This window comes from Streptomyces malachitofuscus (assembly GCF_055571035.1).
The window spans coordinates 144,406-159,436 of sequence record NZ_JBVIGA010000018.1; the positions used below are offsets into that span (position 1 = coordinate 144,406).

A 15,031-nucleotide genomic window follows, 5' to 3' on the forward strand; every position below is an offset into this window, starting at 1 on the left:
CCTGGGGTAAGAATGGTCAAGAACCGGTCATGATCGGCTCTTGTGCTTGCCTCTCACCGGCGTGCGGGTCGGGAGCTGGCGAGACGGCGGCTTCGGCCCTTGCTCCGCAAAGCAGGCACCCGAAGCCGCTACGCGGGTTCGGCTCCCTTGCTCCGCCGCTTAGGCGCCGGGCTCGCGCTGGTGGGCCCGACATTCCTACTGCCGGGCCCACCGAGTCTCTTCTGCCCGTAGGTGGCGCTTCGGCTATGCCTCCGGCTTCCTTCGTTGGGTCTGCCTGGTGCATGCGCCTCCTGGCGTGCGCCAGCCGGTGCGCCACTGGCGCACCGGGTGCGTGTGGATGCGTGAAGATGCGGGCGGATGCGTGAGGATCCGGAAGTGTTTGGTGAGGTCACAGCATCGCCGCAGGTCAGGAGGGGGGTGGGGCAGGTTCAAGTCCGGCTCCGGGCACCATCACGCTTTCCCCTCTTCCTGATCGCCGCCCTTCGGCGTGCCCGCGTGGCCGTTGACACCGGGTGTATGCGGCTGGAAACTCGCGGGCGGTCGGGTGGTGAAGGAGGGCGGGCGATGCGGACCTGTGTGGGGATCATCGGGGCCGGGCCCGCCGGGCTGCTGCTCGCGCGACTGCTGCACCGCGCCGGGATCGAGTCGGTCGTCCTGGAGGCACGCGACCGGGCCTATGTCGAGCAGCGGCAGCGGGCCGGGGTGCTGGAGCAGGGGACCGTGGACGTGCTGCGGGCCGCCGGGGCCGGGGCGCGCATGGACCGGGAGGGACTGCGGCACGACGGGATCGAGCTCAGGTTCGACCGGCGGCGGCACCGCGTGGACTTCCCCGGGCTCACCGGCGGCCGGTCCGTCATGGTGTACGCGCAGACCGAGGTCTGCAAGGACCTCATCGCGCTCCAGCTGGCCGAGGGCGGGCCGCTGCTCTTCGAGGCCGAGGCGGTGGCGGTGGAGGACGTGGACACCCCGTCCCCTCGCATCCGGTTCCGGCACCAGGGCCGCGAGGACGTGCTGGAGTGCGACTACGTGGCCGGGTGCGACGGCTTCTGGGGCGTGTCGCGTCCCGCGCTCCCCGCCGGGGCCGGAAGGGTTTTCGAACGGACGTACCCCTTCGGCTGGCTCGGCATCCTCGCCGATGTGCCGCCCTCCCACGACGAACTGGTCTACGCCCGCCACGAGCGCGGCTTCGCCCTGCTGTCCATGCGCACCCCGGCCGTCTCCCGGCTCTATCTCCAGGTCCCCGAGGGGACCAAGGCGGAGGAGTGGAGCGACGAGGAGATCTGGCGGGAGCTGGAGCTGCGGTTCGAGACCGCCGACGGCTGGACACTGCGGCGCGGGCCCGTCACCCAGAAGTCGGTCACCCCCATGCGCTCCTACGTCCACGAGCCCATGCGGTACGGCCGGCTCTTCCTCGCCGGGGACGCCGCCCACATCGTGCCGCCCACCGGGGCCAAAGGGCTGAATCTCGCCGTCGGGGACGTGGTGGTGCTCGCGCGGGCGCTGGCCCACGAGAAGGAGACCGGTTCGGCCGAGCTGCTCGACGCCTACTCCGCGACCTGCCTGCGCCGGGTCTGGCAGGCCGAGCGCTTCTCCTACGACATGACCACCCTGCTGCACCGCGCCCCGGACGCCACCGCCTTCGAGGACCGCCTCCAGCTGGCCAGCCTGGAGCGCATCACCTCCTCCCGCGCCGCCGAGACCGACCTCGCGGAGGCCTACACGGGATTCCCCCTGGCGTGAGCCCGCACAAGCGGATGATCTCCGGCCGGTTCCGGGCGGGTACCGGGTCGGTCATGGTTCGGTCCCCCGTGGTGAGGGGAATCACCAACCCGCGTAGCGTGTTGCGCAGCATGACGAGGGAAAGATCCTCCCCAAGCATTAGGGTCAATCCTTTGCCTACCTATTACTCTTGAGCCAAGGCCGCGCCGTGTGGCCATGGAGGAGTGAAATGAGGAGCAGAAACCCGGTCTTCTCGCGACGGGGGTTCAGCCGCGACAACGGCTACGCGGGCTTCAACACCGCGCCGCAGGCCGGGGGTCCCGCTGTCGCCACGCAGGCCAACCCGTACGCGCAGCCGACGGGCAACCCGTACGCCCAGAACCCCTACGCGCAGCAGGACCTGCAGTACGGCGCACCGCCGCAGGCCCCGGCCACCACCGGCCGGATGACGCTCGACGACGTCATCGTGCGCACGGCCAGTACGCTCGGCCTGCTCATCGTGACGGCCGCGCTCTCCTGGGCGCTGCTGCCGGTCGACGACGCCAACATCAGCCGGTCCTACGGCATCGGTATCGGCGCCGCGCTGATCGGCATGGTGCTGGCGCTGGTGCAGTCCTTCAAGCGCAAGCCCACGCCCGCGCTGATCCTGACGTACGCGGCGTTCGAGGGTGTCTTCCTCGGCGTCATCTCCAGCATCGTCGACAACCGCATCGCCGACGGTGCGGCCATGCAGGCCGTGCTCGGCACCATGGCGGTCTTCGCCGGTGTGCTGGTGGCGTACAAGGCGGGCTGGATCCGCGTCAACCGCCGCTTCTACGGCTTCGTGATGGCGGCCGCGCTCGGCTTCATCCTGCTGATGGCCGTGAACCTGCTGTTCGCGGTGTTCGGCGGCGGTGACGGCCTCGGCTTCCGCAGCGGCCCGCTCGGCATCGTCTTCGGCATCGTCGGCATCATCCTCGGTGCCTGCTTCCTCGCCCTGGACTTCAAGCAGGTCGAGGACGGCATCGCCTACGGCGCGCCGCGCGAGGAGGCCTGGTTCGCCGCCTTCGGCCTCACGCTGACGCTGGTGTGGATCTACATGGAGTTCCTGCGGCTCATCGCGATCTTCAACAGCAGCGACTGACGACGGGACGGCGTCCTGTACGCCGCCGACGCCAAGGCAAGGGCCCCGGTATCCACCGGGGCCCTTCGTCTGTGCGCGCTAGAGCAGTTTGCGCGCGGCCCTCCTCAAGTCGTACTCGTGGACGATCGCCTTGGCGTGGCCGTACGCCAGGTCGTACTCGTGCCGGAGCCAGCTGACCTTCTCCTCGAAGCGGAAGAGCGACGGGCCTTCTTCGACGGTGCGCAGCCAGTCGGAGATCTCACGACCGGTGCAGTGGGGGATGCGGGCGAGCATGTTGCGATGGGTCTCTGCGGAGAAGACTTGGGACATCGGCGCCTCCGGACGCTGGGATGTAAGCCGGTCCTTCAGGTCACCGTGCCTGAGCGTTCGCCCGTTGGCAACAGTCCTGCCGCGCCGCGTACGCTCACCGCGTGGTTGATACGACACCCTTCACCCGTGCCGTGGATCATTTCGCCGACCGCCTGCGGGCCGCGCCGCAGAGCCGGCTGCAACGGGGCGGGGCCGCCGAAGCGCTCGCCCTGGCCAGGGAGTTGGCGCGGCGCACCCAGCTCGTCGAGGAGCCCGACACCGCACCCCGCGAGATGCCCGACGCCGGCATGTTCGCCGCCGCCGACCAGATCACCGTGGCCGGTCACGACCTGGCCCTCGTACTGAAGAACGACGACGAGGTCGAGGAGGCCGTCCGGCTCGTGGAGGAGGCACGCGAACGCGCCGGGGTGTGACCCCGGCGGCTACAGGGCTGCGGGGACTACAGGGACGCGATGACGCGGTCCGCCAGGATGTAGACGCTCTCCTCGCCGCACGAGAAGGTCAGCGTGTACGCCCCCGAGATGCCGGAGCCGCCCAGCAGGAACGGGGTCTCGCCCGCGCGCAGCGCCCCGGCCAGCCGCTCCGCGGTCTCGCGGTGGCCCGGCGTCATGCACAGCGTCGTCCCGTCGGCGAACACATAGACGTCCAGGGTTCCCAGCGGACCCGGGCGGACGTCGGTCAGCTCGGTGCGCTCGGCGGCCAGCTCCTCCAGGATGGACACGGTGCGCTCATGGTCGTTCACCACCGGTGACGGATTGGGCACGAAGTCCGGGTGCGAGGGGTGACGGCGGCGGGCCGCGGCCAGCTCGGGGGAGTCCCCGGCGTGCTCCTCGGGGGCGTCCGCCCCGGGCTCGATCACCGGCTCCAGACCCGCGAAATCGGCCTGCCGGGGCAGGAACAGTTCGCTGTCGGCCAGGCCGAGCAGGGACGGCGCGTCCGAGGCGTCGCGCGCCTCCTGGGCGGCCCAGAAGGCCCGGGCCTCGGCGAGCTCACGCTCCCGCTCCTCGGCGAGTGCCTCCGCCACGGCGGCGCGTATCTCGTCGGGGCCGGCCGCGCGGGCGGAGGGAACACGCGCGCGCGTGGCGGCGGCCTGGTTCCCGGCCAGCTCGGTGTGCAGGGCCGCGACCTGTCTGCGCAGCACCATGATGCTGCGCAGGACGGCGACGCCCACGGCGCCCGTGGCGGCCGTGGTGATCAGCAGGGCGATCGGCATGGCGCTCACTGACGTACTCCCGGTTCACAGTCGACCCCCGACTTCCTACATCAGCTTGAAGGGCGGACTAACCTTCTGTCAGTGCGTAACGTCACGAAACGGACAGTTCTTTGAGGCCGTCCCCCTGAGGGGTGCGGCGCTGACCTGCGGGAATCACCCCGACGAGAGGGATAGGTCACATCCTGGGGGAGATTGGATCACGGAACGGCCCGGACCCCGGTGATGGCCGGGATCCGGGCCGTTGACTGACGGACGGTGCCGGGAGAGTTACCGTGCGCCCGCGCGCCGCGCCGCGGTGCTCAGCTGAGGCGCTCGATGACCATCGCCATGCCCTGGCCGCCGCCGACGCACATCGTCTCCAGACCGAACTGCTTGTCGTGGAACTGGAGGGAGTTGATCAGCGTGCCGGTGATGCGGGCGCCGGTCATGCCGAAGGGGTGGCCGACGGCGATGGCGCCGCCGTTGACGTTCAGCTTCTCCAGCGGGATGCCGAGGTCGCGGTAGGAGGGGATCACCTGGGCGGCGAACGCCTCGTTGATCTCGACCAGGTCGATGTCGTCGATGGTCAGACCGGCGCGGCCCAGGGCCTGCTTGCTCGCCTCGACCGGGCCGAGGCCCATGATCTCCGGGGAGAGGCCGGAGACGCCGGTGGACACGATCCGGGCGAGCGGGGTGAGGCCCAGCTCGCGGGCCTTGGTGTCGCTCATGATGACGAGCGCGGCGGCGCCGTCGTTGAGCGGGCAGCAGTTGCCGGCGGTGACGAGTCCGTCCGGGCGGAAGACCGGCTTCAAGCCCGCGACGCCCTCCATGGTGACGCCGGGGCGGGGGCCGTCGTCCTTGCTGATCACGGTGCCGTCGGGGAGCGTCACCGGGGTGATCTCGCGCTCCCAGAAGCCGTTCTTGATGGCCTCTTCGGCGAGGTTCTGCGAGCGAACGCCGAACTCGTCCATGTCCTGACGGGTGACGCCCTTGAGGCGGGCCAGGTTCTCGGCGGTCTGGCCCATCGCGATGTACGGGTCGGGCACCAGGCCGTCCTCGCGAGGGTCGTGCCAGGTCGACCCCTCCGACTCGGCGACGGCGGCGGTACGGGCCTCGGCCTCGGCGAACAGCGGGTTGTGGGTGTCCGGGAGGCTGTCGGAGTTGCCCTTGACGAAGCGGGAGACGGTCTCGACACCGGCCGAGATGAAGACGTCGCCCTCGCCGGCCTTGATGGCGTGCAGGGCCATGCGGGAGGTCTGCAGCGAGGACGAGCAGTAGCGGGTGATGGTGCAGCCGGGGAGGTGGTCCATGCCCATCTGCACGGCGACGATGCGGCCGAGGTTGTTGCCCTGCTCGCCGCCGGGGAGGCCGCAGCCGAGCATCAGGTCGTCGATGTCCCTCGGATCCAGCTCGGGGACCTTGGCGAGGGCGGCCTGGATGATCGTGGCGGTCAGGTCGTCCGGGCGCAGGTCCTTCAGGGAGCCCTTGAAGGCGCGGCCGATGGGGGAGCGGGCGGCTGAGACGATCACGGCTTCGGGCATCAGGGCTCCTGGTGTAAGAGGTGGCGCGCAGCGCCTCGTTGAGGGGTGGTGGTCGGGAGACGGGCGGGCATACCGGTGGGTTGGCAGGGCTGCTTGGGAAGTTACCCGGCCGTATGAGCGGGGTCACGACTCCCACGGTGTGACATGGACCGCAACTGTCTAAGCGCTTGCTTTGCCCCCACGCCGTCGCCCAGCCGCAACAACCCCGCCCAGCCGCGTGCCGCCGCCGCGATCCGCGGGCAGTCGTGCCGCAGGGCGGCACGGGTGGGCGCGACGGCACCCCGTCGGCGCCGGGCTGCGCCACCTCCCCCCGGGTACATCAGCACCGGTGTGCTGCTCGGCCGGGGGTGGGTGTCGCTCGCCGGCGCTTGCCGGGTGCCTCCCCCACTCTCGGCTCCGCTCGAGCGGGAGGTACCCCCACCGCCCACCCGTGCCGCCCCAGCGGCACGACTGCCCGCAGCTGCGGCGTGTGCGGCGGCTGCAGTGGGCCGGCGGTGGCTGCGCCACGCGGGCGGTGGCTGCGGCGGCGGGTGTGGCTGCGCCATGCGGGTGGCGGCTGCCGCTAGGGGGACGGCTGGGCTGTGGGCTGGGGTTCGGGCTCCGGGACCCGGCGCCGCCGCCGCCGCTTCAGCAGCGCCCACGGCCCCCGCGGCCCCGCCGGCATCGCCGCCGTGACCTCCGTGCCCGCCTCCGACGCCGCCTCCGCCGCCGCCCGGGCCACCGGCAGGAACCCCTCGCGCCGCGCGGCGTCCGGCCGCTCCTCCTCCGCCGGCCACAGCCCCAGCGCCGCGCAGACCGTCGGCAGCACCGCCATCGCGGCCGTGGCATATCCCTCCACGGAGGGGTGGTAGCTGTCGGGCCCGAACAGCTCCCGCGGATTCGCCGCGAACTCCGGTCCCAGCAGATCCCCCAGCGACACCGTCCGCCCGCCCTGCTCCACGGCCCCGATCGTCTGTGCTGCCGCCAGCTGCCGTGACGCACGCCGGGCCAGCCAGCGCAACGGCTGCTGCACCGGCTCGATGGTGCCGAGATCGGGGCACGTACCGACCACCACCTCCGCACCGGCCGTCCGCAGCCGGCGCACCGCCGAGGCCAGATGACGTACGGACTGGGTGGGCGGCATGCGATGGGTGACGTCGTTGGCGCCGATCATGATCACGCAGATGTCCGGCACCCGCGACGGATCCGCCAGCGCCATCGTGACCTGCCGGTCCAGATCGTCGGAGCGCGCCCCGGGCACCGCGACCGTGCTCAGCCCCACCGGACGCTCCGCGATCGCCGCGACCCCCGACGCCAGCAGCGCGCCCGGCGTCTGCCCCGCCCGGTGCACGCCCTGCCCCGCCGCCGTGGAGTCGCCCAGCATCGTCAGCCGCAGCGCCGGCTCGCCCGGCACCGTGTACGCGGCGCCGTACAGGCCGTCGGCGTTCGGGACGCGAGGACTCGTGCCGTTGCCCACGCGGCGCCGCGCCAGCTGCGCCTCCGCCAGCAGCAGGCCCATGGCGGCCGCGCCGGCCAGGCCGATGCCACCGCCGCCGTACGCCGCACCGGCCGCGATCCGCCGGGCCACCCGCGCCCTCGACATGCCCGTCATGCCCGCCGCCACCTCCTCGAAGCCGTACCCAGTGCTTGCCCCGTACGGACAGTGGTCCAATCCCAACGAGGAGTGAACGACCCGCGCGGCTTCCGCTCCGGGAGGGCCTACGCTGGTTCGACCACCACGACCACCTCTTTTGCAGCATCCGGAGACAACGGTGCAATTCCACGACTCGATGATCAGCCTCGTCGGCAACACCCCGCTGGTGCGGCTCAACAGCGTGACCAAGGGCATCAGGGCGACCGTCCTGGCCAAGGTGGAGTACTTCAACCCGGGCGGCTCCGTGAAGGACCGCATCGCCCTGCGCATGATCGAGGCGGCCGAGAAGAGCGGGGAGCTCAAGCCGGGCGGCACCATCGTCGAGCCGACCAGCGGCAACACCGGCGTCGGTCTTGCCATCGTGGCCCAGCAGAAGGGCTACAAGTGCATCTTCGTCTGCCCGGACAAGGTGTCCACGGACAAGATCAACGTATTGCGGGCCTACGGCGCCGAGGTCGTCGTCTGCCCGACCGCCGTGGCGCCGGAGCACCCCGACTCCTACTACAACGTCTCCGACCGCCTGGTGCGCGAGACGCCGGGTGCCTGGAAGCCGGACCAGTACTCCAACCCCAACAACCCGCTCTCCCACTACCACTCCACCGGGCCCGAGCTGTGGGAGCAGACCGAGGGGAAGATCACCCACTTCGTGGCCGGTGTCGGCACCGGCGGCACCATCTCGGGCACCGGGCGCTATCTGAAGGAGGTCAGCGACGGCGCCGTGAAGGTGATCGGCGCCGACCCCGAGGGCTCCGTGTACTCCGGCGGCTCCGGACGGCCGTACCTGGTGGAGGGCGTCGGCGAGGACTTCTGGCCGACCGCCTACGACCGTGAGGTCGCGGACGGCATCGTCGCCGTCTCCGACAAGGACTCCTTCCAGATGACCCGGCGCCTCGCCAAGGAGGAGGGCCTGCTGGTCGGCGGCTCCTGCGGCATGGCGGTCGTGGCGGCGCTCGAGGTGGCCTCCCAACTCGGTGAGGACGACGTGGTCGTCGTCCTGCTGCCGGACAGCGGACGCGGCTACCTCAGCAAGATCTTCAACGACGAGTGGATGGCCGACTACGGCTTCCTGGAGGACACCGGCCCCAGCGCCCGCGTCGGCGACGTCCTCGACGACAAGGAGGGCGGCCACATCCCCTCCCTCGTCCACATGCACCCCGACGAGACGATCGGCCAGGCCATCGAGGTGCTGCGCGAGTACGGCGTCTCGCAGATGCCGGTGGTCAAGCCGGGCGCCGGCCACCCGGACGTGATGGCCGCCGAGGTCGTCGGCTCGGTGGTGGAGCGGGAGCTGCTGGACGCGCTGTTCAGCAAGAGCGCCTCGCTCGACGACCCGCTGGAGAAGCACATGTCCGCGCCGCTGCCGCAGGTCGGCTCCGGCGAGCCCGTCGCGGACCTGATGGCCGTCCTGGGCAAGGCCGACGCGGCGATCGTCCTCGTCGAGGGCAAGCCGACCGGCGTGATCAGCCGCCAGGACCTGCTGTCCTTCCTCGCCAGGAACGAGAAGTGACGGGGCGTCGGGCGAAGCGCCGTCGAACCAGCGGTGAACGCCGGGGTGTTGACGCGCCCGTGATCCTCGTGGACTTCGCGGAAGCGGTACGAGGGTGTCACGTGCGCGCAGCACTCGCTTAACACGCGTCCGGCAGATTGGTGGGTGTCGGCAGGGCGGCGGAATCACCTCCCCGGGCGTTCAGCACCGGGTGGGGTCTTCTTCAAGTCCGGCCGGCGGCCAAGCGGCGTCGAAGGACCTCCGGAGCGGCTCCCGGACCTCCAAGGACGCCCCGGACGCGCAGCCGCCTCGACGGGCGCGCGTCCCTCGCGGGGACCGCCGTCGTCCCGCCCCCCGGCGACGGGGGTGCGGCGGTCCCCGCGCAAGGCGGCCTCAGTCCTCCCAGTCGCTGTCCCGCGCGGGCCGGCGGGTGCCGAACAGGCCGGGGTTGGTCCGTACGGCCTGTACGACGTTCACGCCGACGATGCCCAGCCAGGTGACCAGCAGGCCGGGCAGATGACCCACGCCCCCGCCGATCGCGGACAGCGGCACCGCCAGGACCAGCGAGACGATCCCGAACCCGAAACGCTCGCCCCAGGAGTCCGTGACCCTCGGCGAGCGTGCGTCCCGGGCCTCCGTCATCTGGTGCTCGGCGAGCTGCCGGCGCACCCGGCGCTCCACCGCGCCGTCGATGCGCTGGTCGACCTTCTCCAGGAACGAGTCGACCAGCGCGGACTCGTACTCCTCGCCCAGTTCCCTGCGCGCCTGCAGGGAGGCGTTGAGTTCCTTCTTCAGCTCGGCGTCCCGCGCGTCCATTCCGGTCATGGAATCCACGGTAGGCAGGGGCGGGCCCGGTGGCACTGGGGGTAACCCCCCATCTCGGCCTGGGGCTGGCCGCGCCCCTACTTCTTGCACATCTTCTCGTCGGCCCGGGACTGCTCGACGTCCACCTTCTTCGGCGCGGCGACGGGAACGCCGGCCTTCTTGAAGTCGGGGCCGAGGGTGAGCGTCATCGGCGCGTCCGGGGCCGCGTCCGTGGTGCCGGGCTTCAGCGCGGCGGCGGGCAGGCCCATCAGATCGGCGAGCCTGCGGGCCTGGTCGGCCTGGTTCGGCGCGTACTCCAGCCGCGTCCTGCCGACCTCGGCCGGGGCGTTCCCCTTGTTCGTGGACCTGGGGACGCCCTCGCCGGTCTGCAGCCAGACCAGGGTGTCCTGCGCGGCCCCCTGCGGACCGCCGCCGTTGTAGACGTCGACGCGCACGGCGGACGCCTCGGCCCGCGGCCCCTCGAGCAGGGCGGCCTGCTCGTCCTTGGCCTTCTTCTCCTTCTTCTTCACCTCGGTGAGGGAGACGTCGTTCTGCAGGATGCTGAAGAGCTTCGGGGCCTCGGCCGGGTGCGGGACGACGGTGACGGGCCTGGGCTCCGCCGGGTTGTCGATCACCGGCAGCGTCATCAGGGTGATGTTCTTCAGATCGATCTTGGCGAGTTCCTTGGCGAGGGTGAGGAGCTTGCCGGGACTGCCTATGCCCTTGTCCACGGTGAGGGACTTGGTGGCCGCGTCGGCCACGTCGAGCATCTTCGACGGGCTGTCCAGCGTGTCCTCCTTCAACTGGCGGATCATCGACGCGACGAACTTCTGCTGCATCTGGATCCGGTCCAGGTCGCTCTCGTTCTTCAGGCCGTGCCGGTTGCGGAGAAATGCCAGCGCGTCCTCGCCCTGGATCGTGCTCTCCCCGGAGGGCAGATCCAGGTTCGTCCCGCCGTCCAGGTCCTTGATGGGCCTCTCCAGACACACCTTCACGCCGCCGACGGCGGTGGACAGCGTCTTGACCGCGTTGAAGTCGAACATCATGAAGTGGTCGACCTCGATGCCGGCGAGTCCCTCGACCGTGCGCATGGTGCAGCCCGGGTCGCGGCCGTTCACCCCGTAGGACTCGTTGAACCTGGTGGTGCCCGTCGAGCCCGGGACCACCTTGGTGGAGCCGTCGGACTGCTTGGTCTCGCAGTCGGGGATCTTCGTCATGAGGTCCCGGGGGATGCTCACCACGGTCGCGTTGGTGCGGTCCTCCGAGACATGGAAGAGGAGGGTGGTGTCGGCGTGCCCGGTGACGTTGTCCCGGTTGCCATAGGCCTCGTTGCCCTCGCCGGTGCGGACGTCGTTGCCGATGATCAGAAGGTTGACCGGGCCGTCCGCGAGTACCTTGTCGCTGCCCACGTCACCGATGTCGACGGTGTTGATGTTGCCGTAGAGACGGTCGTACCAGTAGTACGCGAACGCCGAGCCGCCGACGAGGACCAGTCCGAGGACGCCCCCCGTCCACATCAGCGCCTTCTTCCGGCCGCTCTTCCTCGGCCGGCCGCGCCCGCGGCGGCCGCTGCCGCCGGAGTCGTCCGGGGCGGGAGCGGGCACGGTACGGCGGCCGCGCTGCCCCGGGACACGGCCGGGAGCGGGGGCGGTGCGGGACGCGCCGCGGGGGCGGGGGACAGGCGGCGGCTCGGGGGAACCGTTCAGCCGCAGCTCGAAATCGCCGGTCTCCGGGTTGAGTACCCACTGGTCGGCAGGGTCGGTCCCGTCCGTCTGCCCACGGCTTGGCGCATCCACGCTCGTACCCAGTCCTCCGTCGGGCGCCCCGGAGGACGCCTGCGTCTCAAAGCGCTTAATTGTTCGATGCGTTACGCTATCCGGCCCATTCGGGATGCGCTGACGTCGTAGCAAAATCGTCGAGGTCCGGATCTGTCCCCGGCCGGGCACCGTGTGTGATCTCCGCCCTTCACGACGCGTGTACGGCCGCGACGCCGCGTTCGCCTGTATAACGGCATGCAGAAGTCACGACGGATGAATGGGCCGAGAGGTCGAGGGGGAAGTCAGGTCATGAGCGGCACCGAGAGCCCCGCCGCGCGCCTCCAGGCGCTCTTCGAGGGGCATCGGCTGACGCCGACCCAGCGGCGCATCGCGCACAGCATGGTGCGGCGGGCCGCCGACGTGCCGTTCCTGTCCAGCGTGGAGCTGGCCGAGCTGGCCGGGGTCAGCCAGCCCTCCGTGACGCGGTTCGCCGTCGCCCTCGGTTTCGACGGCTACCCCGCCCTGCGCCGGCATCTGCGCGAGGTCGCGCCCGTCGAACCCGCGCCCGAAACCGCCTCGTACAACGAGTACCAGCAGGCCGTCGAGGCCGAGATCGAGAACCTGCGCCACCTCGCCGACGCGCTGGCCGACACCGGCCCCGTGCAGCGGGCGGGACGGGTCCTCGCGGGCAGCCGCCCGCTGCCCGTGCTGGGGCTGCGTGCGGCGGCGGCACAGGCGCACGGCTTCGCCTACTTCGCCGCCAAGGTCCACCCCGACGTACGGCTGCTCAACGAGGGCGGCACGATGCTCCACGACCGCATCGACGCCGCCGTCCGCGCCGGGGCGAGCGCCCTGCTGTGCTTCGCGCTGCCCCGGCATCCCCGCGAGGTCGTCGACGCCCTCGCCCACGCCAAGGAGACCGGGCTGACCGTCGTCACCGTCGCCGACTCCCCGTTCGCGCCGGTCGCCAAGGTGTCCGACCTGCTGCTGCCCGCCGCCGTCGGCACCGGGCTGGCCTTCGACACGGCGTGCGCGCCGATGCTGCTGGGCCGGGTGCTGCTGGAGGCGATGTGCGACGACCTGCCGGACGCGCAGGCGCGGCTCGAGGAGTTCGACGCGAAGGCGGCGGCGCGCGGGCTGTTCGTGGACTGACGGCGGTGCCGCCCGCCGTGTCTTCTCAGACTCGTCTCACCTTGCGTCGCTAACGTCCGCCTCCGGAAACCATGCACGGGCATCGGAGGACGGGAGGCCAAGGACGTGACGCGCGGAGGACAGGGACTGGCCCGGGTGGCCGTCGTCGTGCGGGCCGGGGCGGCGCCACTGTGGTGGCTGGGGATTTTCGCCGCGGGCATCGGGGTGCTGGTGCCCGGACTGACCGGACGCCGGATCGGTGTCCTGACGGGCGCCGCGCTGTTCCTCGTGGCGACGTCGGCCGTGGCGTACGGGCGGCGCGGACGGTACCGCGCGCTGGCCCGTTCGGCGGCGCGGGCGGGCCGGCACGATGTGCTCCAGGACCGCGCGGTGTCCGTGCGCAACTGGCGCCGGGCGCACCGCTGGTGGCTGCTGCTCGCGTTTCTCGGCGCCCTGGGCGCGGGGTTCGCCGCACCCGCCGCCGGTGGTCTGCTGCTCGCCGGGTGCGGGGCCGGGCTGTGGCTGAAGGCGGCCTGGATCGGCCGGCTGGAGCAGGCGGACGAGGCCCTGCTGTGGGTGCGCGTCGACTGGCTCCGCGCGGGTGCGGGGCGGCCTGCCGGCAAGGCGGTCAAGGCCTACCGCACCACGGGGATCGCGGCGGGGGATGCCGCGCCGGGCGGCGGTTCCCGCCGGAGGAGCGCGGCGCTGGTCTGAGGGACGGTGCCCTGCGGGCGCGGGGTGCGGTTGTCTGCGTCCTTCCCCGCGCCCCTGGGGCTGCCGTCGTGGGTCTCTGCGGGTGGGAGGGGGCTGGTCGCGCCGTTCCCCGCGCCCCTGAGGGGTGGGGTCAGGGGGTTTTGGGTGTCAGGGCGTTGGTGTGGGCGGCTCCGGACTCGGTGACGATGTCCTCGATGGTCTGGGCTCGACGGACCGTGGCGAAGACGACCCCTCCCTTTCCGTCCGGAGTGAAGCCGTGGACGGCGGGGCGGGGGAGCGAGTTGTACGCGTAGTGGTGGGCGAAGTAGTACGCGCCCGTGTCCAGCGCCGCCGCGTAGTCGCCCTGCTCCAGCAGCGGCAGCTCCTGCCCCTGCGCGAGCAGGTCACCCGCGAAGCAGGCCGGTCCCGCCACGTCCTGCACGACCGCCGGCCCCTCCTTGGGCCGCCCCTTCGCGTCGTAGGCGGCGATCCTCAGCGGCCACGACTGCGGCGCGTACACCGTGCGCGTCGCCACCTGCACGCCCGCGTGCGTCACCGCGACCGGACGCCCGCCCGCGCTCTTGGCGTACTCCACGCGGGCGACCACCGTGCCGTGCTTGGCCAGCAGGGACCGTCCGAACTCGGTCACCAGGCCGTACCGCCCGTCGAACAGCCCCGGGACCGTCTCGCGCAGCAGCCGCGCGTACTCCCCGTACGTCGGGCTCGTCTCCTCGGACGCGAAGTTCACCGGCAGTCCGCCGCCGATGTCGACGGTGTCGATCTGCTGCCGCCCGGCACGCCGGTTGATCTCCTCCGCCAGCGCGTACGTCTCCGCGATCCCCCGCGTCATCATCGACAGCGCGATGCCCTGGGAACCGGAGTGCGCGTGCAGCCGGGTCAGCCACGGCCGGTCCAGATACGCCCGCACCACCCACTCCCGCGCCCCCTCGTCGCGCAGCGCCACCCCGAACTTCGACGTCGCCGTCGCCGTGGACAGCGCCTCGATGGAACCGCCGCCGACCTGCGGGTTCACCCGGATGCCGATGGGGGAGCGGGAGCCGGACCCGGCCATGAGGGCGTCGATGCGCTCCAGCTCCTGAGGATTGTCCGCGTTCACGGCGATGCCCAGCGCCAGCGCCTCCCGCAGCTCGGCGAGGGTCTTGGCGGGCGAGTCGAGGACCGTCCGCTCCGGCTCCACCCCGGCGGCCCTGGCCAGCGCCAGCTCACCCGGGCTCGCCACCTCCGCGCCGATGCCCTCCTCACGCAGCAACCGCAGCACCGGCACCAACGGGCTCGCCTTCACCGCGAAGGCGTGCAGCACGGGTGTGCCGGGCGCCGTCACCGCGTCGAACGCCGCCCGCAGCCCGGCCGCCGACTCCCGGATGCCGGTGACGTCCAGCAGGGCCACCAGCGGAGTGTCGCCGTCGAGCAGTCCCTGCTCCACGGCGGTCCGCACCGCCTGGTCCCGCCGCGCCGCCCGTCCGGTGCCCCGCGGGTCCACCTCGTCCGTCAGGCCGTTGCCGTGAGCCACCGTGTCCCCCGTCCCTTCGGCGTTCTCCGTGTCCGCACGCATGCATCCAGCCAAACATCCCTCTCCCGGCGGTGCCGACACACCCCCTGTCTTGACTAGCTCTATTCAGAAG

13 protein-coding genes are annotated in these 15,031 nt (G+C 71.7%); 6 read left to right on the forward strand and 7 right to left on the reverse strand.

Annotated features, from left to right (window positions below; genetic code table 11):
• Positions 1-564: 564 nt before the first annotated feature.
• Entirely contained in the window at positions 565-1,740 is a 1,176-nt protein-coding gene (locus ACZ44S_RS25425; RefSeq protein WP_466932796.1) for a 4-hydroxybenzoate 3-monooxygenase, read from the forward strand.
• Between the two features lie 208 nt (positions 1,741-1,948).
• Entirely contained in the window at positions 1,949-2,842 is an 894-nt protein-coding gene (locus ACZ44S_RS25430; protein WP_466932798.1) for a Bax inhibitor-1/YccA family protein, read from the forward strand.
• Positions 2,843-2,920: 78 nt separating this feature from the next.
• Here the strand turns inward: ACZ44S_RS25430 and ACZ44S_RS25435 are convergent, their stop codons facing one another.
• The gene (locus ACZ44S_RS25435; RefSeq protein ID WP_037939887.1) at positions 2,921-3,151 is read right to left on the reverse strand and encodes a DUF4287 domain-containing protein; all 231 of its coding nucleotides are present in this window, start codon (positions 3,149-3,151) and stop codon (positions 2,921-2,923) included.
• A 101-nt stretch (positions 3,152-3,252) separates the two neighbouring features.
• On the opposite strand from ACZ44S_RS25435, the gene ACZ44S_RS25440 reads away from it, so the two are divergent.
• Complete coding sequence (locus ACZ44S_RS25440; protein WP_190165187.1) at positions 3,253-3,564, forward strand: hypothetical protein; 312 nt, start codon at positions 3,253-3,255, stop codon at positions 3,562-3,564.
• Positions 3,565-3,590: 26 nt separating this feature from the next.
• On the opposite strand, the gene ACZ44S_RS25445 is transcribed toward ACZ44S_RS25440, so the two are convergent.
• From ACZ44S_RS25445 to ACZ44S_RS25455, 3 genes are all read right to left on the reverse strand, one after another.
• Positions 3,591-4,373 carry a hypothetical protein gene (locus tag ACZ44S_RS25445; RefSeq protein ID WP_466932801.1) on the reverse strand — a complete coding sequence of 261 codons (783 nt, stop codon included), beginning with the start codon at positions 4,371-4,373 and terminating at the stop codon, positions 3,591-3,593.
• 290 nt (positions 4,374-4,663) lie between these two features.
• The gene (locus ACZ44S_RS25450; protein WP_190165185.1) at positions 4,664-5,884 is read right to left on the reverse strand and encodes an acetyl-CoA C-acetyltransferase; all 1,221 of its coding nucleotides are present in this window, start codon (positions 5,882-5,884) and stop codon (positions 4,664-4,666) included.
• Positions 5,885-6,446: 562 nt separating this feature from the next.
• Entirely contained in the window at positions 6,447-7,475 is a 1,029-nt protein-coding gene (locus tag ACZ44S_RS25455) for an SGNH/GDSL hydrolase family protein (RefSeq protein WP_466932803.1), read from the reverse strand.
• 160 nt (positions 7,476-7,635) lie between these two features.
• Between ACZ44S_RS25455 and ACZ44S_RS25460 the strand changes: the two genes are divergently transcribed.
• Entirely contained in the window at positions 7,636-9,024 is a 1,389-nt protein-coding gene (locus ACZ44S_RS25460; RefSeq protein WP_466932805.1) for a cystathionine beta-synthase, read from the forward strand.
• Between the two features lie 372 nt (positions 9,025-9,396).
• On the opposite strand, the gene ACZ44S_RS25465 is transcribed toward ACZ44S_RS25460, so the two are convergent.
• Together ACZ44S_RS25465 and ACZ44S_RS25470 are read right to left on the reverse strand one after the other, a co-directional pair.
• Positions 9,397-9,819 carry a hypothetical protein gene (locus ACZ44S_RS25465; protein ID WP_466932879.1) on the reverse strand — a complete coding sequence of 141 codons (423 nt, stop codon included), beginning with the start codon at positions 9,817-9,819 and terminating at the stop codon, positions 9,397-9,399.
• A gap of 86 nt (positions 9,820-9,905) precedes the next feature.
• Positions 9,906-11,603, reverse strand: a complete 1,698-nt coding sequence (locus tag ACZ44S_RS25470; protein WP_466932807.1) for an LCP family protein — start codon at positions 11,601-11,603, stop codon at positions 9,906-9,908.
• Between the two features lie 270 nt (positions 11,604-11,873).
• Here ACZ44S_RS25470 and ACZ44S_RS25475 point away from each other — a divergent pair, with 270 nt between their 5' ends.
• Together ACZ44S_RS25475 and ACZ44S_RS25480 are read left to right on the forward strand one after the other, a co-directional pair.
• The gene (locus tag ACZ44S_RS25475; protein ID WP_466932809.1) at positions 11,874-12,716 is read left to right on the forward strand and encodes a MurR/RpiR family transcriptional regulator; all 843 of its coding nucleotides are present in this window, start codon (positions 11,874-11,876) and stop codon (positions 12,714-12,716) included.
• Positions 12,717-12,821: 105 nt separating this feature from the next.
• Entirely contained in the window at positions 12,822-13,409 is a 588-nt protein-coding gene (locus ACZ44S_RS25480; RefSeq protein WP_466932811.1) for a hypothetical protein, read from the forward strand.
• A 130-nt stretch (positions 13,410-13,539) separates the two neighbouring features.
• Here the strand turns inward: ACZ44S_RS25480 and ACZ44S_RS25485 are convergent, their stop codons facing one another.
• Positions 13,540-14,961, reverse strand: a complete 1,422-nt coding sequence (locus ACZ44S_RS25485; RefSeq protein ID WP_466932813.1) for a diaminopimelate decarboxylase — start codon at positions 14,959-14,961, stop codon at positions 13,540-13,542.
• Positions 14,962-15,031 lie beyond the last annotated feature (70 nt).